Below are 19428 nucleotides of genomic sequence, written 5' to 3' on the forward strand. Positions count from 1 at the left end.
CATCAGCCGTGGAAGGATGGCGCAACCGACACATAACGAGGAGATGACCGCGTGCCTGGCACAAACCTGACCCGCGAAGAGGCGCAGCAGCGGGCGAAGCTGCTCACCGTTGACTCGTACGAGATCGATCTCGACCTCTCCGGCGCGCAGGGCGAGGGAGGCACCTACCGGTCCGTGACCACCGTGCGCTTCGACTCGGCCGAGACCGGCGCCGAGTCGTTCATCGACCTGGTGGCTCCGGCCGTCCTCGAAGTCACCCTCAACGGCGACTCCCTCGACCCGGCCGAGGTCTTCAAGGACTCACGGATCGCGCTGCCCGGCATCCTGGAGGGCCGCAACATCCTGCGGGTCGTCGCGGACTGCGCGTACACCAACACCGGTGAGGGCCTGCACCGGTTCGTCGACCCGGTCGACCAGCAGGCCTATCTCTACACGCAGTTCGAGGTACCGGACGCCCGCCGTGTCTTCGCGAGCTTCGAGCAGCCGGATCTGAAGGCCACCTTCCAGTTCACCGTGAAGGCGCCGACCGGCTGGACCGTCATCTCCAACTCGCCGACGCCGGAGCCCAAGGACGACATCTGGGTCTTCGAGCCGACGCCGCGCATCTCCACGTACATCACGGCGCTCATCCTGGGCCCGTACCACTCGGTGCACAGCGTGTACGAGAAGGACGGGCAGTCGGTCCCGCTCGGGATCTACTGCCGGCCCTCGCTCGCCGAGTTCCTCGACTCGGACGCGATCTTCGAGGTGACGCGGCAGGGCTTCGAGTGGTTCCAGGAGAAGTTCGACTACGCGTACCCGTTCAAGAAGTACGACCAGCTGTTCGTGCCGGAGTTCAACGCGGGCGCGATGGAGAACGCGGGCGCGGTCACCATCCGCGACCAGTACGTGTTCCGCTCGAAGGTCACGGACGCCGCGTACGAGGTGCGGGCCGCCACGATCCTGCACGAGCTGGCGCACATGTGGTTCGGCGACCTGGTCACCATGGAGTGGTGGAACGACCTGTGGCTGAACGAGTCGTTCGCCACCTACGCCGAGGCCGCGTGCCAGGCGTACGCCCCCCAGTCGCGCTGGCCGCACTCCTGGACCACGTTCGCCAACTCCATGAAGACCTGGGCGTACCGGCAGGACCAACTGCCGTCCACGCACCCGATCATGGCCGAGATCAACGACCTCGACGACGTGCTGGTCAACTTCGACGGCATCACGTACGCCAAGGGCGCCAGCGTCCTCAAGCAGCTCGTCGCCTATGTCGGTGAGGACGAGTTCTTCCAGGGCGTGCAGGCCTACTTCAAGCGGCACGCGTTCGGCAACACGCGCCTGTCCGACCTGCTGGGCGCCCTGGAGGAGACCTCCGGCCGGGACCTGAAGACCTGGTCGAAGGCATGGCTGGAAACGGCCGGTATCAACGTCCTGCGTCCCGAGATCGAGACGGACGCGGACGGTGTCATCACCGCCTTCGCCATCCGCCAGGAGGCCCCCGCCCTGCCCGCGGGCGCCAAGGGCGAGTCGACGCTGCGTCCGCACCGGATCGCCGTCGGTCTCTACGACCTCGACGACGACAGCGGCAAGCTGCTGCGGGACGACAGCGGCGACGGCTCCGGCCGTATCGAGCTGGACGTCGACGGCGAACTGACCGCCGTGCCCCAGCTGGTGGGCAGGCGCCGCCCGGCCGTGATCCTCCTCAACGACGACGACCTCTCGTACGCGAAGGTCCGTCTCGACGAGCAGTCCCTGGCCTTCGTCACCGAGCACCTCGGCGACTTCGAGTCCTCCCTTCCCCGTGCCCTGTGCTGGGCCTCGGCCTGGGACATGACGCGTGACGCCGAACTGGCGACCCGCGACTACCTGTCCCTCGTCCTGTCCGGCATCGGCAAGGAGTCGGACATCGGCGTCGTGCAGTCGCTGCACCGGCAGGTGAAGCTGGCGATCGAGCTGTACGCCGACCCGACCGCGCGCGAGGCCCTGCTGACCCGCTGGACGGACGCCACGCTGGCCCACCTGAAGTCCGCCGCGGCGGGCAGCGACCACCAGCTGGCCTGGGCGCGCGCCTTCGCGGCGACGGCCCGTACGCCGGAGCAGCTGGACCTCCTGGAGCACCTGCTCGACGGCCGCGAGTCCATCGAGGGGCTCGCCGTCGACACCGAGCTGCGCTGGGCGTTCGTGCAGCGGCTCGCGGCGGTGGGGCGCTTCGACGAGGCGGAGATCGCGGGCGAGTACGAGCGCGACAAGACGGCCGCCGGTGAGCGCCACGCGGCGACCGCCCGTTCCGCCCGCCCGACCGAGGAGGCGAAGGCGGAGGCCTGGGAGTCGGTCGTCGAGTCCGACAAGCTGCCGAACTCGCTGCAGGAGGCGGTGATCGGCGGCTTCGTCCAGACCGGCCAGCGCGAGCTGCTCGCCCCGTACACGGACAAGTACTTCGCGGCGGTCAAGGACGTCTGGGACTCGCGCTCGCACGAGATGGCCCAGCAGATCGTGGTCGGCCTCTACCCGTCGGTCCAGGTCTCCGAGGAGACTCTCCGCAAGACGGACGAGTGGCTGGCCTCCGCCGAGCCCGGCCCGGCGCTGCGCCGGCTGATCTCGGAGTCCCGCGCGGGCATCGAGCGCGCGCTCAGGGCCCAGGCGGCGGACGCGGCGGTCACGACCCGGTAAGCAGCAGTACGTGGATGGGGCGCCCGGTGTGACACCGGGCGCCCTTCTTCATGTGCCGACCAGCTGTCGGGCCAGGTGCAGCATCGTGCGGATGTGCAGGGCGGTCTGCCGGTGCACCGGCACCCAGCGCGCGAGGAAGGTGGTCTCCAGCTCCTGGCTCCAGTCGCGTACGAGGGTGTCGAGGGCCTCGGGCGGTTCGTCGAGGGCACTGCGCATCATCGCGGCGGCGCGCAGGGGTATGCGCCGGGCGGCGATGCCGAGGGAGACGGAGTTGCCGACGGTGGTGGCGAGTTCGGCGTCGCCGAGGCCGTGCGCGTCGTGGGTGTTCCAGGTGTCCACCACGCCGGGGCCGATGTCCATGAGTTCGCGCGCGGCGGTGTGGAACGGCAGCCGGCGCTCGTCCGCGGGCGGCCGGTCGGCGAGTGCGCCGAGCACCTTCTCCAGCTGCTTGGCGCGGCTGAGCAGGATCTCGGCGGCCCGGGAGATCTCCCGCTGCGGGCGGGTGACGGGGCTCGGGTCGCTGACGCCGGCCACGCTCCAGAAGGGGGCCTCGACGACGGCCGAGACGGTCCCGTGCCGCATCGCGTACATCCAGGTCGCCTGGGAGGTGTAGCCGGAGGGGTCGCGTTCGTCGGCGGGGCTGCCGTCGGGCAGGACGAGCACGCCGGGGCTGTCCACGAACCAGCCCATGCCGTCGAACGGCCGGTACTCCAGCGGGATACCGAGCTCCGCCGCCACGGACCGGAAGGCACGCGGCGCTCCGGGCACGGGACGGGTCAGCTGCAGGAACGATCCTCCTACTTCGACGCCGTGCAGGGAGAACTGGACCACGGGCCGCAACTCGTCGATGAGCCGGGTGAGCGCCCGGGACTCGGGCATCGCGGTGTGCGGGTCCGCCTCCACGGGCGGGAACTCGGGCTGGCTCATGAACGCGGGCCGGTAGAAGCCGCGGTAGTAGCCGTCCAAGGTCGGTGCGGAGGCCGGGTGTTCGGCGAACCGGCGCTCGCCGAGGGTCGTGCCGTCCGGGTCCAGACAGAGCAGGAAGTGCCAGGTGCAGCCGAGTTCGTCCAGGACCCGCGGGTCGCGTACGAAGTCCTCGGCGAGGGTGAGGGACGAGGCACCGCCGACCGGTTCATTGGCGTGCGCGCCTGCCACGGTCAGTATCTGGTGCTCGCCATGACCTGCGGAGAGCAGCCACAGGGGTCGGCCGGCGCGGGACGTTCCCACGGTACGCAGACGCAACGTCCCGGGCCGCTCCGCGACCATCGCCCGCGCGCGCCGCGCCAGCTCGTCGACGGTGGGATACGGATTTCCCCGGCTCCGGGCGCCCTCTGCCCTCACGCCAACTCCTCACCTCGATACGGCCGTTGAGCGTCTCGAACAGGCGGTTCCGGCGCTCCGGGGAGCGCGCCCCGTCAAGGCTCGATGTGCCGGGTCAGGGTGTCAAGGGGCCCTTGGGGCGACGGCGACGGAGATCAACCAATGGGAATATGCCGGGCGGGATTTCGCCCCGGCCGCGCCTCCTTCATTCCCGTCGCTTACTCGGGGCTCCGCCCCCGAACCCCGCTGCTCGAACGCCGGAGAGGCTGATCCTCCTGACCCATGTTCGAACTCCCGCGTGTCGTACGGGGTTTCGGTCAATCGGTCGTTCGTTGCGGCCTGAGCTGGGCCGCGCCCATGCAGCAAAGCAGGTGAGCCGGGAGTCAGTTGTGGCAGCGCTGGAGTCGGACGACCCGGGATCCGTCGGGGCGTACCAGCTGATCAGCCGACTCGGTGCGGGTGAGATGGGGCGGGTCTATCTGGGGCGTTCGCCCGGTGGGCGGCTCGTCGCGGTGAAGGTGGTGCACTCCGAGCTGTTGCGGCGGCCCGAGCAGCCAGATCGTCACCACCGGGCCGGTGGTCGACACGAGCAAGGGCGCGGTTTCACCGTGTCGGCGTGCGTGCGGCTGAGCGTGACACCCGGCAGCTTCGCCACCGCCGTCAGCCAGGACGGCGAGGACCACAGCTGCTTCTACCTCCAGCACTCCACCGATGAGCGGCAGTGGTTCTTCGCCGGGGCCACCCAGCGCCCGGTGGCCCGCACCGCCCCCGTGGCGGGTGTCTGGACCCACCTCGTCGGCGTGTGCGACGGCCCTGGACGCCGGCTCCGCGTCTACGTCGACGGCGTCCAGGAGGGGACCGTGGCCGACACCATCGAGGCGGGCGGCTCCCTGGTGATCGCACGGGCCAAGTACAACGGCGGCCCCGCCGACTTCCTGCCCGGCGCCGTCAAGAACGTACGCATCTACGACCGGGCCCTGACTTCCGCCCAGATCGAAACACTGAAGCTCGCGTCCTGAGCGGCCGCGTTACGGTGCAACCACCACGAGCGCGATGCCGAGTCCGAGACCGAGGCGCGGGCGAGGGCGGGGGTCGAGACCGAGGCCGAGGCGGGGGCCGGGAACGGTTCGCTTTGGTCGGTTCGCGGCCGGCGAACTGTGCGTACGGGTGGTCTGGTCCAGGAATCCCACGGTGTACCCACGCCTCTCTTCCCGTCTTCCCGTCTTCCCGTCACCGGGAGGTCGGTCGATGTGGATCTACCGTCGCAGCGCCGGAACTGTCACGTCCATCGAATCTTTTCGACCATTCCTTTCAGTTGAGCTGAACGTTTGGGTGGCGCGCACGGGGCGTACCCCGAGCTGGCCGAACACCGTCGCTCCGAAGGCCAGGGCCATGCCCGCCAGCTGCACGGGGCCCAGTGCCTGGCCGAGCGCCGCCCAGCCGATGACGGCCGCCGTGAGCGGGGAGAGCGGGCCGAGGAAGGTGACCTGGGTGGCGGTGAGCCGGCCGATGCCGCGGAACCAGAGCCAGTACGCGACCGCCGTGTTGGCCAGGGCCAGATAGAGGTAGCCGCCGACCGCCCGGCCGTCGAGCGCGGGCGGCGCGCCCTCCACGTACAGCGCGACCGGGGCCATCAGCAGCCCGCCCGCGGTCAGTTGCCAGCCGGTGAGGGCCAGCGGGCCCACCCCCTCGGGACGCCCCCACCTCTTCGTCAGCACGGTGCCCGCGGACATCGACGCGGTCGCGCCGAGGGCCGCCAGCACACCCACGGCGTCCAGCGCACCGGCCGCCTTCAGCACGACCAGGCTCACGCCGAGGGCGGCCGCGATGCCCGTGAGCAGCGTACGGAGGGTCGGGCGTTCGCCGAGCAGGGCCGCCGCGAGGCCCACGACGAAGAGCGGGCCGACGGAACCGACGACCGCGGCCATGCCGCCCGGCAGCCGGTACGCGGAGAGGAAGAGGAGCGGGAAGAAGGCACCGATGTTCAGCGCGCCCAGGGCCGCCGCCTTCCACCACCAGACCCCGCGCGGCAGCGTACGGGCGAGGGCGAGCAGGACCAGCCCGGCGGGCAGGGCGCGCATCAGACCGGTGAACAGGGGGCGGTCGGCCGGCAGGAACTCCGTGGTGACGGCGTAGGTACTGCCCCAGGAGACGGGGGCCAGGGCGGTGAGCGCGATGACGGTGCTGCGGTTCATGACCGGCTCCATGAGGGAGGTGGCTCGGGAGGGATGACTCTGGGATGACTTGGCAGTAATTAGCTTAGCACTAAGCTACTTATCGTCAAGCCACCTTCTTGCAGCCGGGTCATACGGTGCGGATACTCGCCCCATGAGCACTTCCAAGGCCGCCAGAACCCCCGCGGACCCCGTCGACGCGATCATCGACCAGTGGGCCGCCGTCCGGCCCGACCTGGACACGGCCGCGATGGAGGTCTTCGGCCGCGTCTTCCGGCTCTCGCGGGCGATGGGCGACCGGATGGAGAAGACGTACGCGCGGCTCGGCATCTCGCGCGGCGAGTTCGACGTGCTCGCCACGCTGCGGCGGTCCGGTGCCCCGTACGCCCTCTCGCCCCGCCAGCTCTCGGCGACGCTGATGCTGACCACGGGCGGGATGACCGGCCGCCTCGACAAGCTGGAACGGGCCGGTCTGCTCCGCAGGTCCCCTGACCCTCATGACCGCCGCGCCCTCCAAGTGACGCTCACGGACAAGGGGTTGGGGCTCGTCGACGAGGCGGTCGGGGCCGGGCTCGCCGTCCAGACGGAGGCGTTGTCGTCCCTCGACGAGGAACAGGCCGGCCAACTGGCCGACCTGTTGCGTCAGTTGCTCGCCGGCACGGGCCAGACGAGTCGCTAGCGACTCGCTGGGAGGGGTTCCCTGTTTGTTGCCTGCCTGCGGGTTGGTTGCCTGCGGTTTGGTTGCCTGCGGGTTTGTTGCCTGCCTGCGGGTTGGTTGTGGCTGGGCGCGCAGTTCCCCGCGCCCCTTACGGGGCATGGGCGCCTGCGGGTCGGCTGTGGCTGAGCGCGCAGTTCCCCGCGCCCCTTACGGGGCGTGGCCCTCGTCAGCCCTGCCCCATCGCTGCTGTCAGTGCCGCCTCGAGTTCCCCGGTGGTCGGATTCTCCGCCGCCCAGGCCGCGTAGCCGTCCGGGCGGATCAGGAGGGTGGTGCGGTGGCCGCTTGCCCAACTGGCCACGGTGAGGCGGTCTTTGCGGGTGTCGGGGTCGGGGGCCCTGGGGGCGTCGGGCGGGGTGATGAGTACGAACCTGCCGCCGCGCAGGGCCTCGTACAGGCGGCCGTCCCGAAGGGATACGTCCGGGACGCGCTTGCCGGTGAGGGGGTGGGCGCCGCGTGGGGACGGGTAGGAGTAGCCGATGCCGGTGATCTGGCCGATCATGCGGGTGCGGGCCGGGCGGGCGTGGTCCAGGACCGTGGTGAGCAGGGTGCGGGCCGTGAGCGTCCAGGGCCGGTTGGCCATCGCGAGCCGGACGAGTCCGCCGCTGCTGCGGAGGACGGACTTTCCGACGGGGTGGCGTTCGGACTGGTAGGTGTCCAACAGGCCGGCGCGGGCGTGGCCGTTGAGTGTCGCCGCCAGCTTCCAGCTCAGGTTGGCGGCGTCCTGGAGGCCGGTGTTCATGCCCTGGCCGCCGGCCGGGGTGTGCACGTGCGCGGCGTCCCCGGCCAGGAAGACCCGGCCGACCCGGTAGGCCGGAGCCTGCCGCTCGTCGCTGTGGAAGCGGGACATCCAGCGGGCGTCGTGCATGCCGTAGTCACGGCCGAGGGCGAGCCGGGTGATCTCCTTGACCTCGTCAAGGTCGAGGGGCGCGTCGTCGGCGACGTCGCGCCGGCGGTCCCAGCCGATCACCCGGTAGTAGCCGTCCCCGAAGGGCGCGAGGAAGGCGAACGCGTCCCCGACCGCGTTCACGGTCAGCAGCGTCTCCGGCTCCTCGGCCAGCCGGACGTCTGCGAGGACGACGGAACGGATCGCCGAACGCCCGGGGAACGGCAGCCCCACCGCCTCCCGCACGGCACTGCGCATCCCGTCCGTCCCGACGACGTACGCGGCCCGCAGCTCCTCCAGCCCCGGCCCCCTGCCGGTCCCTTCGGCTGCCTCGGCCCCGGCAGCCGCGCGCACCCTGAGGGTCACTCCGTCCGCGTCCTGGGCCAGCCCGGTCACCTCGGTCTCGTACGCGAACCGCACCCCGGCCTCCACCGCCCGCCGCTCCAACGCCCGCTCCACCTCGTACTGCGGCAACACGAGCAGGTGGTTGAAGCGGGAGGGGAGGGTGGTCAGGTCGACGGTGAGCCGGGAGAAGAGCCGGAGCCGGTCGAGCGTCTGCCCCTTGCTCTCCAGCTCGTCGGCGAGACCTCGGGCGTCGAGCTGCTCCAGCGTGCGGGCGTGCAGGACGAACGCGCGGGAGAGGTTGCTCGTCCTGTGCGGGCGCTTCTCGACGAGGGTGACGTGGATGCCCGCGGTGGCGAGGTCGCCGGCCAGCAGCAGACCGGTGGGGCCCGCGCCGACGACGATGACCTCGCGGGAAGCGGCGGGGGTGCCGGGTGTGCCGTTCTTGTCGGTCCGGTCAGACGTGACGTTCATGGCGGCCTCCTGGTGCCAACGGTTGTTGGTCAAGGGCTGTTGGCAAACACGGGCGATCCGGTTGCCACGTAGGCCAACACATGTTGGCCAACATTCGTATGCCAACACTTGTGGGCCAACGCCCGTTTGCCACCATAGGGCGACACCCCTGGTCCGTCAACAGTTGTTGGCCTACGCTTGTTGGCATGACCGACACCGGCTCCCCCACGCAGCACGCGCAGCCCACCCAGGGCACACAGCCCGCGCAGCCCCCGCAGCCCGCCCGCCGCTCCGACGCCACCCGCGCCACCATCCTCACCGCCGCGCGCGAACGCTTCGCCGCCGACGGATACGAGCGCGCGACCATCCGCGCCATCGCCCGCGACGCGAAGATCGACCCCTCGATGGTGATGCGCTACTACGGCAACAAGGAGGGCCTGTTCGCGGCGGCCGTCGACATCGATCTGCGGCTGCCGGTGCCGGAGAAGGTGCCGAAGGAGGAGGTCGGCCGGATCTTCGTCGAGCACTTCGTGGCGCTGTGGGAGAAGAACGAGGTGCTCACGGCGCTGCTGCGGGTCGGCGTCACCAACGCCGCCGGGGCCGAGCGCATGCAGGGCATCTTCAAGGAGCAGTTGGTGCCGGTGGCCCTGCGCGTCTGCCCCGACCCCGAACAGGTCCCGGCCCGCGCCGCGCTCGTCGCGTCACAGATGCTGGGCATGGCGCTGACCCGGTACGTCCTGCGCCTGCCGCCCGCCGTGGACCTGACCCGCGAGGAGATCGTGGCCTGGCTGGCGCCGACCGTTCAGCGCTATCTGACGGCCCCGCACCCGGGCCCCTCCCGCTGAAAGCCGCCAGGCGCGGACCCCGACGGCGACACCGGCACCAGGCCCTCGGCACCTGATACCTGGTAACCGGCACCCGGCACCTGATACCCGGCCGGGAACACGTCAAGAGCACCGTCCTCGGGCACGTACGACGACTGCCGTACGTACGCGAGGACGGTGCCCTCGAAACAGAAACCTCAGTGGCCGGAGCGGGCCGAGGTCAGGAGGCCTTCACGGCCGCCTTCGTCTTGGCCTTGCCCTTCGCCTTCGGGTGACGGTCCGTCGACCCGTCCAGTACCCAGACCAGACCGGCGATCAGCAGGAACAGCCCGATCGGCGCCACGACAAAGAGCCCAAGCGTGTCGATGACGCTCAGGCCCTGACCGGGGTCGTCGCCGTCGTCAGGCGTCACCGCGAGCGCGGGGGACGACATCAGCAGCATCAGCGTCGTACCGGCAGCCAGGGCGCCGGCGCGCAGGGCGTTCTTCTTGTCCACGGTGCAAACGTAGCGAACGCCTAATCCGGCCGCGCGCCCGGGGGTGCCGTACGGGGCGGAACGCCTCCCGAGTCCGGCCCGGTTTCCACGACGCCCGGCCGGGATTCCACGACGCCCGGCCCGGATTCCGCCGGGTCCGGCCCGGGGACTCCCGTGTCCTGCCGGCATCCGCCCACCGCCCGGCCCGCGCGCACCACGTCGATGAGGGCGTGCAGCCGAGGCGAGGCGGCGAGTTCCTCCAGGGTGACGGGGCGGCCCTCGGCGTCGGCGACGGGCAGGCGCCAGTTCGGATACTGGTCCCAGGTGCCGGGCAGGTTCTGCGGGCGGCGGTCGCCGACGGTGTCCGGGAGCCAGACACCGATCATGCGGGCGGGGGTACGCAGCAGGAACCGGTGCAGTGCCTGGATCTGCGCCTCCTCCGAGTCCTCCGACTGCCCGCCGGCCGTGCCCTGGAGCAGTCCGAGCCGGGCGAGCAGCGCCAGCCACTCCCCCACGTCGGTGGCCGCCTCGGCCCGTTCCTCCTCCACGGGGCGGGTCAACAGGCCCAGCCGGTCGCGGAGTTCGACGTGGTCGCCGGTGAGCCGGGACGCGGTGGGCGGCAGGTCGTGGGTGGTGGCGGTGGCGAGGCAGTCGGCGCGCCAGCTCTCGGGGGGCAACGGCAGGCCCGTACCGTCCCAGTCGCGTTCGAACCACAGCACGGACGTGCCGAGGACGCCGTGTTCGTGCAGCTTCTCCCGGACGCCCGGCTCGACCGTGCCGAGGTCCTCGCCGATCACCAGTGCCCCGGCGCGGTACGCCTCCAGCGCGAGGATCGCGAGCATGGCCTCGGCGTCGTAACGGACATACGTTCCCTCGGTGGCCGGGCGGCCCTGCGGGATCCACCAGAGGCGGAAGAGGCCCATGACGTGGTCGATACGGAGGGCGCCGGCGTACCGGAAGAGGGCACGCAGAAGGCGGCGGTACGGGGCGTAGCCGGACTCGGCGAGGCGGTCCGGGCGCCACGGCGGCAGCCCCCAGTCCTGGCCCTGCACGCTGAACGCGTCCGGGGGCGCGCCGACCGACATGCCCGCCGCGAAGTACTCCTGCTGCGCCCAGGCGTCGGCGCCACCGGGGTGGACGCCCACCGCGAGGTCGTGCACGAGCCCGACCCCCATGCCCGCGTCGCGCGCGCTGCGCTGGGCGGTGGCGAGTTGGGCGTCCGTCAGCCAGGCGAGGCGGCTGTGGAAGTCGACGCGGTCCATCAACTCGCCCCGGGCGCGGGCGGTCTCGGCCGAGCAGGGGTCGCGCAGGGCAGCCGGCCACTTCTGCCAGTCGGAGCCGTACACCTCGGCGAGCGCGCACCAGGTGGCGTGGTCCTCCAGCGCCTCGCCCTCCTCGGCGAGGAAGTCGCAGTAGGCGGCGCGCCGTCCGGGCCCGAGCGGCACGTCCCGTACGAGCTCCAGGGCCTCGCGCTTCAGCTCCCACACGGCGTCGCGGTCGATCAACGCGCCTTTGTCCAGCACGGATTCACGCTGCCGCTCGGCCCGCTCCAGGAGCGTACGGACGCGGTCGCGGTCACGCTCGCCGGCGTACGCGAACTCGGGGATGTCCTCGACGCGCAGGTACACGGGGTCGGGGTAGCGGCGCGAGGAGGGCCGGTACGGGGAGGGGTCGGTGGGCGCGCCGGGCACGGCCGCGTGCATCGGGTTGACCTGCACGAACCCGGCACCGAGCGCCCGTCCGGCCCAGGCCGTCAGCTCGGCGAGGTCGCCGAGGTCGCCCATGCCCCACGAGCGCCGCGACAGCAGCGAGTAGACCTGCACGAGCAGCCCGTACGTACGCCCCGGTGCCGCGGGCAGCCGGGTCGGCGCGACGACGAGATGGGCACGGGCGGTCCGCCCGTCGGGAGCGGTGGCCTCCAACTCATGGACGCCGAGGGGCAGTTGCTCGGCGGATGCGCGCGTCTCGCCCTGCTCGGTACGGATCCGCAGCCGGGTCCCGGCGGGCAGCGCGGCGAGGGCGGAGGCGAGCGAGGAGTCTCCCTGGAACCCGGGCGGGGTGGCCGGGGCGGCCGGGTCCGGGTCGCCCTGCGCGGGCGCGGCACCGGCGGAACGATCCGAACCGCCTGCCACGAACGCCCGGGCCACGGGCGGCGATCCGCCCGTCGCGGGCGCATCCCCGTCGGGAGCGGGCGGGTTGTCACCTGCCTCGGGCCGGTTCTCGTCCGGCGCGGGTGGGATATCGCCCACCCCGTGCCTGTTCACGTCCGGCGCGGGTGGGATATCGCCCACCCCGTGCCTGTTCACGTCCGGCGCGGGCGGGTTGTCGCCTACCCCGCGCCTGTTCACGTCCGGCGCGGGCCAGCTCTCACTCGGCGCAGGTGGGTTCTCGTCCGGCGCGCGCCCGTCGTCGTCCGCCCCCGGGGCGGAATCGCGCGCCCCGGAGCCGTCGTCGCTCCCGGCGGCGCCCGTCGGCGCTCCGCTCCAGCTCACCAGTGTCGGTGGGAGCAGTCGCTCCCGTAGCTCCGTCTCGCGCGCCGTGAGCGCCGCGCGAATCGCGTCCGGTGTGGCGGCGGGGACGCCCAGTGCGGCGAGGGCGGCGACGACCGCGGCGTCCGAGGCCGCGACCGTGCGCCCCGGGGACGGGCTGAAGGAGGTGGCGACGCCGTGCAGCGCGGCGAGCCGGGAGAGCGGCATCAGACCCCCGATGGGTCCAGGCCCGCGGCGGCGCCCGTGGAGGTGGGCTCGCTCGTCAGGTGCGCGGCGTCGGCGAGGGGCGGTTCGCTGGTGAGGGGGGCGGCGTCGGGCAGCGGCGGCTCACTGGTGAGCGGCGTCTCCGCGCAGGGCCCTTCGGCGGTGAAGACACAGATGTACGGGTCGGGGTCGGCGGGCTGCTCCGCCGGGCGTTTGGAGAGGGCCGAGAGCAGGAGCTGTGCTGATGCGGCCACGGGGGCCTCCTTGGTCGTCGCGGGTAGCCGTACGGCGGGTCAGGGCAGCCCTACCCAGTGGGCGGGCGCGCAGACGTGACAGCCCGGACAACGTGCCCTTGTTCACATTCTGACCCTTCTGCGCCGGGTGACCAAGAGCGCCTGGAGGACCACCGTCCGCGATCAAGCTCCCCCAGCTCTCTCCCCCACCCCTCTCCCCCGAGCCCTCCCCGGGCCACGACCAAGGTTTTTCCGGGAACACTATTCACTCACTACATATACTGAGTACATAATGGTGGCCATGAGCACCCGCCACATCCTGCTGGGGCTGCTCGCCGGAGGGCCGAGCCATGGCTACGACCTCAAGCGACGCCATGACGAACGCTTCCCGCAAGCCCGCCCACTGGCTTACGGCCAGGTCTATACGACGTTGCAGCGCCTGGTCCGCGACGGTCTCGCGGAGATCGACGGGACGGATTCGGACGGCGGTCCGGAGCGGACGCTGTACCGGTCCACCGACGACGGGGCGAAGGAACTCGCCGCGTGGACGGGCGAGATCACCCCGCCCGCGCCCTTCGTGACGAACGAGATCTTCGCCAAGGTCGTGTGCGCGATCCTCGCCTCGGCCGACCCCGCCCGGTATCTGAGCGCCCAGCGAGCCGCGCACATGGCGCGTATGCGGGAGCTCACGGCGGTCAAGACGGCGCCCGGCGCCGATCTCGCAACCGTTCTCTCGGCCGACTACGCCCTCAACCACCTCGACGCCGATCTGCGCTGGATGACCACCACCGCGGCCCGGCTCACCACTCTGACCGCGGAGGTCGACGGAGCATGAGCAGCCCGTCCATGAGCAACCCACCCAAGAGCAGTACGCCCACGAGCAGTACGCCCACGAGCGGTACGCAGAAGACCGTGCCGGTCCTGGCGGCCCGAGGCCTCGCCAAGTCGCACGGCAGGACCCAGGCGCTACGGGGCGCCTCGGTCGAACTGCGCTCGGGGGAGATCCTCGCCGTCACCGGCGCGAGCGGCAGCGGCAAGTCCACGTTGCTGCACTGCCTGGCCGGCATCGTCCGCCCCGACGAGGGCTCGGTCGTCTACGCCGAGCAGCGCCTCGACCAGCTGCCGGAACAGCGGCTGAGCGAGTTGCGGCGTACGGAGTTCGGGGTGGTGTTCCAGTTCGGGCAGCTGATCCCCGAGTTGACCGCGCTCGACAACGTCGCGCTTCCGCTGCTGCTCGCGGGGGTCTCCCGCAAGGACTCCCACGAGCGGGCGGGCGAGTGGCTGGAGCGGTTCGGCGTACGCGGCCAGGAGGAGCTGCGGCCCGGGGAGATGAGCGGCGGGCAGGCCCAACGGGTCTCGCTGGCGCGGGCGTTGGTGACCGGTCCGAAGGTCGTCTTCGCGGACGAGCCAACCGGCGCGCTCGATTCCCTCGCGAGCGAGGGGGTGATGACCGCGCTGGTGCACACGGCCCGGGAGTCCGGCACGGCGGTGCTGCTGATCACGCACGACGCGCAGGTCGCGGCGTATGCGGACCGTGAGGTGGAGCTGCGGGACGGGGCCGTCGGCTCCGCGGACGACGCGTGGACGCTGGAGGGGGCGCTGTGATCAGAGATCTCAGACTCGCCTGGCTGCTGACGCGGGGCTCGGACCGGCGGGAGTGGTGGCGGGTGACGCTGACGGCGGTGGGGGCCGCGCTGGCCACCGGCTTCGGGCTCGCGGCCGTAGCGGTCGCCTCGGTGGAGGGGCAGGTGTCCATCTCGTACTTTCACGGCCTCCTGAACCGGCCGGGGGAACGCGCCGGGGTGGTTGTCGCACTGCTGCTCCTGTGGGTGCCGGTGCTCGGCTTCCTCGGCCAGTGCGCACGCATCGGCGCCGTGCACCGCGACCGCAGGCTGGCCGGACTGCGCCTCGCCGGGGCGACGCCGAGGCAGGTGCGGCGCATCGCGGCCCTGGAGGCCGGCCTCGCCTGTCTGCTGGGGTCGGCCGTCGCCTCGGTGTTCTGCGCGCTCCTCCTGGTGAGCCTGTTGCCGCAGCAGCCTCCGCTGTCGGCCTGGGGCGGCTTCGCCCTGGTGGCGCTCGGCGTGCCGCTCCTCGCCGTGCTGGTGAGTGTGGTCGCGCTGCGCCGGGTCGTGGCCTCGCCGCTCGGCTGGGTGCGCCGGGTGAGGCCGCGCCACGGCCGGGTCGCCACCCTCGCCCTTGTGGTGCCGGCGGTACTGGTGGGCCTGGCTGCCCTGCTGATCGCCATATGGAAAGGCGGACCGGGTGCCAAGACGTTCCTTCTGCTGGTGTTCTTCGCGGTGGCGCTGACCGGTGCGGGCTCGGTGGCGGTTGCCGGGATCACCGCGCGGACCACCGGCAGGCGGCTCGCCGCCCGGACCGAGAACCCCGCGGTCCTGATCGCCGCCGAACGGCTCCAGGCCGACCCGTGGGCCACCGCGCGCACCAACGCGGCCGTACTCCTGGTGGCCGTCGTGGGCGTGGGCTTCATGGGCGTACGCCAGATGTTCCTCGACGCCGTGCATCACCCGGCGGACAGCCTGCCCCACAGCCCCGAGGACCTGGCGTTCTACACCACCGGCGTCAATCTGGCGGGCGCCGCCGTCCTGGTGGCGCTGCTGATCAGTCTGGGCGGTCTTGCCGTGGGCACCGCCGAGTCGCTCGCCACCCGGCGCCGGGGCCTCGCCGCGCAGGCCGCGGCGGGCGTACCGCGGAAGGTGCTCGGCCGGGCGCTGCTCCTTGAGACCGCGCTGCCGCTGGCCCCGGCGATGCTGCTCGCGGGCTTCGGCGGCGCGGCGGTGTACTTCGTGTACGGAAGGGTCGTGGACGCCGCGACCATCCCGATGGTGGTGCCGCTGCTCGTGCCGGTGGCCGTCTACGCGGCCTGCCTCCTCGCCGCCGCCACCTCCCTGCCCCTGCTGCGCCGTTCGGTGCACCCGGCGGAACTGCGCTTCACCTAGCCGCGCACCGCAGAACTCCGGCTCTCCGGGAGGCACGAGGGGACTTCCCGGAGAGCCGGAAAAGACAGAAAGACGGAAAGACGGAAGAAACGACGGACCGGCCCGCGTGAAGGAAACGACGGACCGGCCCGTGTGAAGGAGGCGGCGGACCGGCTCGCGCCCATGAACCAGAAAGGCGGAACCGGCCCGTACAAGGCAACACAAGGCAAGACGAAGGCCCGGATCGTCAGGCGGAAATGCCGTCGATCCGGGCCATCGCGTCCTCCGCGCCGTACGGCTGCAGGTATGGCAGCCAGCGCGGGTCCCTATGCCCGGTTCCGATGATGCGCCAAGCGAGCCCCGTCGGCGGGGCCGGTTTATGGCGCAGGCGCCAGCCGATCTCGACCAGGTGACGGTCGGCCTTGACGTGGTTGCAGCGGCGGCAGGACGCCACCACGTTGTCCCAGACGTGCTGACCCCCGCGACTGCGCGGGATGACGTGGTCGACGCTGGTTGCGACGCCACCGCAGTACATGCACCGGCCGCCGTCGCGGGCGAACAGCGCCCGACGGGTCAGCGGAACGGGTCCCCGGTAAGGGACCCGTACGAACCTCTTCAGCCGGACCACGCTGGGTGCGGGGACAGTAACGGTTGCACTATGCATAAAGGCGCCGGATTCCTCGAGGCAGACAGCCTTGTTCTCGAGGACGAGGACGAGCGCGCGGCGGAGCGGTACGACGCCGAGGGGCTCGTACGACGCGTTGAGGACCAGGACATGCGGCACGGATGGCCTCCTTGTACGCCGGCGGCGCGTGGCTCGCGCCGGGACGATCTGTAGTCAGTCTCCCCTCATGCCTGGTGGAAGCGCCACCATGTCCCGGTAACGGGCTGGGAGTGTTTTCGACCACACCCTCTTCATCCCCAGGTGAGCACAGTCTCTCCCTCGAACATTGCAACGATCCGCACATGCTGCCCCGTTAGTGTGGTGGTTCTGCCCGTCGGTGCCCCTATTCCGATGTCCCTGCCACGGGCGGGCCGCTACGCCTGGAGGTACCTGCCGTGTTCTTGTCCGTCCTGTCGGCCGCCGATCCCACCGAGGAACCGACGTCGCCAACGCTCCAGGACGCCCAGGAAGGCGCGACGAACGCCGCTAGCTGGGTCGAGCAGAACTGGTCCACATGGCTCAGCATCGGCCTGCGGGTGCTGCTGATCCTGGTGATAGCGGCCGTGCTGAGAGTGGTCATACGGCGGACCATCACGAAGTTCATAGACCGCATGAACCGTACGGCGCAGGCGGTCGACGGGACGGCTCTCGGCGGTCTCCTGGTCAACGTCGAGCGCCGTCGTCAGCGGTCCCAGGCCATCGGTTCGGTGCTCCGCTCGGTCGCGTCCTTCGCGATCATGAGCACGGCCGCGCTGATGATCCTCGGCACGTTCGAGATCAACCTGGCCCCGCTGCTGGCCTCCGCCGGTGTGGCGGGCGTGGCCATCGGTTTCGGCGCCCGCAACCTGGTCACGGACTTCCTCTCCGGCGTCTTCATGATCCTGGAGGACCAGTACGGCGTGGGCGACTCGGTCGACGCGGGCGTCGCCTCCGGCGAGGTCATCGAGGTGGGTCTGCGGGTCACCAAGCTCCGCGGCGACAACGGCGAGATCTGGTACGTCCGCAACGGCGAGGTCAAGCGCATCGGCAACCTCTCCCAGGGCTGGGCCACGGCCGGTGTCGACGTCACGGTCCATCCCTCGGAGGACCTGGACCGGGTGAAGACCCTCCTCAACCAGGTCGGCGAGGACATGAGCAAGGCCGAGCCCTGGAACGAACGCCTCTGGGGCCCCATCGAGGTGCTCGGCCTCGACAGCGTCCTTCTCGACTCGATGGTCGTCCACGTCTCCGCGAAGACGATGCCCGGCAAGGCGCTGAGCGTGGAGCGCGAACTCCGCTGGCGCATCAAGCACGCCCTCGACAGGGCGGGCATCCGCATCGTCGGCGGTCTCCCCGCCCAGCAGGACACGGAGGCGGCCGCCGACCCGACGGCGGGGATGGCGGCCCCTTCGGCCTACTCCAACTCCGCGTCCCCCCAGTCGCAGACGGCGTCGCCCATAGCACCGGCCGCGGTTCCGACGAATGTGACGAAGTAGGGGCGAGAGCTTTCTCATACGCGCACGGCCTCCGTGGGGCAGTATCCGGGTCACTCCGGATGCCGCCCCACACGCGTGTCCCCACACACGCGCCCCCGTCCGCCGGGTCGCGTGTCCCCACACCGTCCGCCGGGTAACGACTTCATTGACCTGCAGTGGCCGGTATTGACGCGTCCCCCACCCCGGGCCTACCTTCCTCCCACCGATAGGAAAGTTTACTAACAATGATTCCGCGGTGGACTTCCCGGTGGCGGCACTGGGAAGCTGGGCAGCCGAAAGGCAGGTGTCGACACTCATGGCAGGAACCGCCGGTACGCCGGGCACCCCTCGCGTTCTGCGCGCCATGAACGACCGTGCCGCACTCGATCTCCTGCTGGAGCACGGGCCGTTGTCCCGGACGCGGATCGGCAAGCTGACCGGCCTGTCGAAGCCGACCGCTTCGCAGCTGCTGGCCCGGCTGGAGGCGGCGGGGCTCGTCCTCGTCACCGGCACCACCGAGGGCCGGCCGGGGCCCAACGCACAGCTGTACGCGGTGAACCCGGCCGCCGCCTACGCCGCCGGTCTCGACGTGACGCCCGAGCGGATCCTCGCCGCCGTCGCCGATGTGACGGGGCGGACGGTGGGAGAGTACGAACTGCTCACCCCCGGCCGTCGCGCGGGACAGACCGTCGTACGGCAGGTCACCGACGCCCTCGACGGTGCCGTGAAGGCGGCGGGGCTGGCCCGGGCCGACATCCAGCGGCTCGTCATCGGCACCCCCGGCGCCTTCGACCCCAACACGGGACGCCTGCGCTACGCCTCCCACCTCCCGGGGTGGCACTCCCCCGCCCTGCTCGACGAGCTCGCGGCAGCGCTGCCGATGCCCGTCGAGTACGAGAACGACGTCAACCTCGTCGCCATAGCCGAGCAGCGGCTCGGTGCGGCCCGGGGCCACGAGGACTTCGTACTGCTGTGGAACGAGGGCGGTCTCGGTGCCGCGCTCGTCCTCGGCGGACGCCTGCACCGCGGCTGGACCGGCGGCGCGGGCGAGGTCGGCTTCCTCCCCGTACCCGGCGCGCCGCTCGTGCGGCACGTCACCAAGGCCAACAGCGGTGGCTACCAGGAGCTGGCCGGCTCCCAGGCCATCCCGAAACTCGCCCGCGAACTCGGCATCCAGCCCCTGCCGACCGGGCCGTACGCCGAAGCCGCCGCCGCGCTCGTCGAGCAGGCGGCGGACATCAACGCGGGGGCCCACCGGAAGCTCCTGGAGACGTACGCGACGGGGCTCGCCACCGGTCTCGCCTCGCTCGTCTCCGTCCTCGACCCCGAACTCGTCGTCCTCAGCGGGGCCTCGCTCACGAGGGGCGGCGAACCGCTGCGCGCCCTGGTGCAGGCCGAGCTGGAGGAGCTGGCCGCGCCCCGGCCGCGCCTCGTGGTCGGCGACGTCGACGAACACCCCGTGCTGCGCGGCGCGTTGGAGAGCGCGCTCGCGGCCACCCGCGACGAGGCCTTCGACACCTCGCGCTGAGCCGGACCCCGCACGCCTCCCCCGCACATCTCCGTACAACCCGTCCCACACCACCCCGTCCCGCCCAGGGAGACTTCGC

General features: G+C 71.6%; 16 protein-coding genes. 9 read left to right on the plus strand and 7 right to left on the minus strand.

Annotation, left to right across the window (positions count from 1 at the left end; translation table 11 throughout):
• Positions 1-51 precede the first annotated feature (51 nt).
• The gene (gene pepN, locus ACIBEI_RS31180; protein WP_398893545.1) at positions 52-2652 is read left to right on the plus strand and encodes an aminopeptidase N; all 2601 of its coding nucleotides are present in this window, start codon (positions 52-54) and stop codon (positions 2650-2652) included.
• 48 nt (positions 2653-2700) lie between these two features.
• On the opposite strand, the gene ACIBEI_RS31185 is transcribed toward pepN, so the two are convergent.
• Complete coding sequence (locus tag ACIBEI_RS31185) at positions 2701-3993, minus strand: M14 family zinc carboxypeptidase (RefSeq protein ID WP_398893546.1); 1293 nt, start codon at positions 3991-3993, stop codon at positions 2701-2703.
• Between the two features lie 368 nt (positions 3994-4361).
• Here ACIBEI_RS31185 and ACIBEI_RS31190 point away from each other — a divergent pair, with 368 nt between their 5' ends.
• The gene (locus tag ACIBEI_RS31190; protein WP_398893547.1) at positions 4362-4991 is read left to right on the plus strand and encodes a LamG-like jellyroll fold domain-containing protein; all 630 of its coding nucleotides are present in this window, start codon (positions 4362-4364) and stop codon (positions 4989-4991) included.
• Between the two features lie 237 nt (positions 4992-5228).
• On the opposite strand, the gene ACIBEI_RS31195 is transcribed toward ACIBEI_RS31190, so the two are convergent.
• Positions 5229-6167, minus strand: a complete 939-nt coding sequence (locus ACIBEI_RS31195; RefSeq protein WP_398893548.1) for an EamA family transporter — start codon at positions 6165-6167, stop codon at positions 5229-5231.
• A 133-nt stretch (positions 6168-6300) separates the two neighbouring features.
• Between ACIBEI_RS31195 and ACIBEI_RS31200 the strand changes: the two genes are divergently transcribed.
• Positions 6301-6825 carry a MarR family winged helix-turn-helix transcriptional regulator gene (locus ACIBEI_RS31200; RefSeq protein ID WP_398893549.1) on the plus strand — a complete coding sequence of 175 codons (525 nt, stop codon included), beginning with the start codon at positions 6301-6303 and terminating at the stop codon, positions 6823-6825.
• Between the two features lie 205 nt (positions 6826-7030).
• Here the strand turns inward: ACIBEI_RS31200 and ACIBEI_RS31205 are convergent, their stop codons facing one another.
• A complete protein-coding gene (locus ACIBEI_RS31205; RefSeq protein WP_398893550.1) occupies positions 7031-8563 on the minus strand; it encodes an FAD-dependent monooxygenase in 1533 nt (510 codons plus the stop codon).
• A gap of 185 nt (positions 8564-8748) precedes the next feature.
• On the opposite strand from ACIBEI_RS31205, the gene ACIBEI_RS31210 reads away from it, so the two are divergent.
• Positions 8749-9387 carry a TetR family transcriptional regulator gene (locus ACIBEI_RS31210; RefSeq protein WP_398893551.1) on the plus strand — a complete coding sequence of 213 codons (639 nt, stop codon included), beginning with the start codon at positions 8749-8751 and terminating at the stop codon, positions 9385-9387.
• Between the two features lie 199 nt (positions 9388-9586).
• Here ACIBEI_RS31210 and ACIBEI_RS31215 read toward each other — a convergent pair whose 3' ends face one another.
• The 3 genes from ACIBEI_RS31215 to ACIBEI_RS31225 are packed head-to-tail and all read right to left on the minus strand — an operon-like array spanning position 9587 to position 12788.
• Positions 9587-9862, minus strand: a complete 276-nt coding sequence (locus ACIBEI_RS31215; protein WP_398893552.1) for a hypothetical protein — start codon at positions 9860-9862, stop codon at positions 9587-9589.
• A gap of 20 nt (positions 9863-9882) precedes the next feature.
• The gene (gene malQ, locus ACIBEI_RS31220) at positions 9883-12537 is read right to left on the minus strand and encodes a 4-alpha-glucanotransferase (protein WP_398893553.1); all 2655 of its coding nucleotides are present in this window, start codon (positions 12535-12537) and stop codon (positions 9883-9885) included.
• Complete coding sequence (locus ACIBEI_RS31225; RefSeq protein WP_055611419.1) at positions 12537-12788, minus strand: hypothetical protein; 252 nt, start codon at positions 12786-12788, stop codon at positions 12537-12539. The genes malQ and ACIBEI_RS31225 overlap by 1 nt, the downstream gene beginning before the upstream one ends.
• A 280-nt stretch (positions 12789-13068) precedes the next feature.
• Here ACIBEI_RS31225 and ACIBEI_RS31230 point away from each other — a divergent pair, with 280 nt between their 5' ends.
• The 3 genes from ACIBEI_RS31230 to ACIBEI_RS31240 are packed head-to-tail and all read left to right on the plus strand — an operon-like array spanning position 13069 to position 15724.
• Entirely contained in the window at positions 13069-13602 is a 534-nt protein-coding gene (locus ACIBEI_RS31230) for a PadR family transcriptional regulator (RefSeq protein WP_398893554.1), read from the plus strand.
• 11 nt (positions 13603-13613) lie between these two features.
• A complete protein-coding gene (locus ACIBEI_RS31235; protein WP_398893555.1) occupies positions 13614-14372 on the plus strand; it encodes an ABC transporter ATP-binding protein in 759 nt (252 codons plus the stop codon).
• A complete protein-coding gene (locus ACIBEI_RS31240; protein WP_398893556.1) occupies positions 14369-15724 on the plus strand; it encodes an FtsX-like permease family protein in 1356 nt (451 codons plus the stop codon). Before ACIBEI_RS31235 ends, ACIBEI_RS31240 begins: the two co-directional genes overlap by 4 nt.
• Before the next feature lie 226 nt (positions 15725-15950).
• On the opposite strand, the gene ACIBEI_RS31245 is transcribed toward ACIBEI_RS31240, so the two are convergent.
• A complete protein-coding gene (locus ACIBEI_RS31245; RefSeq protein ID WP_055611422.1) occupies positions 15951-16487 on the minus strand; it encodes an HNH endonuclease in 537 nt (178 codons plus the stop codon).
• A 275-nt stretch (positions 16488-16762) separates the two neighbouring features.
• On the opposite strand from ACIBEI_RS31245, the gene ACIBEI_RS31250 reads away from it, so the two are divergent.
• Together ACIBEI_RS31250 and ACIBEI_RS31255 are read left to right on the plus strand one after the other, a co-directional pair.
• Complete coding sequence (locus tag ACIBEI_RS31250; protein ID WP_398893557.1) at positions 16763-17842, plus strand: mechanosensitive ion channel family protein; 1080 nt, start codon at positions 16763-16765, stop codon at positions 17840-17842.
• Positions 17843-18137: 295 nt separating this feature from the next.
• A complete protein-coding gene (locus ACIBEI_RS31255) occupies positions 18138-19349 on the plus strand; it encodes an ROK family protein (protein ID WP_398893558.1) in 1212 nt (403 codons plus the stop codon).
• Positions 19350-19428 lie beyond the last annotated feature (79 nt).

This window comes from Streptomyces sp. NPDC050988 (assembly GCF_044456225.1).
In the GTDB taxonomy this organism is placed as follows: domain Bacteria; phylum Actinomycetota; class Actinomycetes; order Streptomycetales; family Streptomycetaceae; genus Streptomyces.

Coding starts and splice junctions, on each gene's coding strand:
- ACIBEI_RS31210 (WP_398893551.1), top strand. CDS start 8,749: ATGACCGACACCGGCTCCCCCACGCAGCACGCGCAGCCCACCCAGGGC.
- ACIBEI_RS31205 (WP_398893550.1), bottom strand. CDS start 8,563: ATGAACGTCACGTCTGACCGGACCGACAAGAACGGCACACCCGGCACC.
- ACIBEI_RS31195 (WP_398893548.1), bottom strand. CDS start 6,167: ATGAACCGCAGCACCGTCATCGCGCTCACCGCCCTGGCCCCCGTCTCC.
- ACIBEI_RS31255 (WP_398893558.1), top strand. CDS start 18,138: ATGGCAGGAACCGCCGGTACGCCGGGCACCCCTCGCGTTCTGCGCGCC.
- ACIBEI_RS31235 (WP_398893555.1), top strand. CDS start 13,614: ATGAGCAACCCACCCAAGAGCAGTACGCCCACGAGCAGTACGCCCACG.
- malQ (WP_398893553.1), bottom strand. CDS start 12,537: ATGCCGCTCTCCCGGCTCGCCGCGCTGCACGGCGTCGCCACCTCCTTC.
- ACIBEI_RS31230 (WP_398893554.1), top strand. CDS start 13,069: ATGAGCACCCGCCACATCCTGCTGGGGCTGCTCGCCGGAGGGCCGAGC.
- ACIBEI_RS31200 (WP_398893549.1), top strand. CDS start 6,301: ATGAGCACTTCCAAGGCCGCCAGAACCCCCGCGGACCCCGTCGACGCG.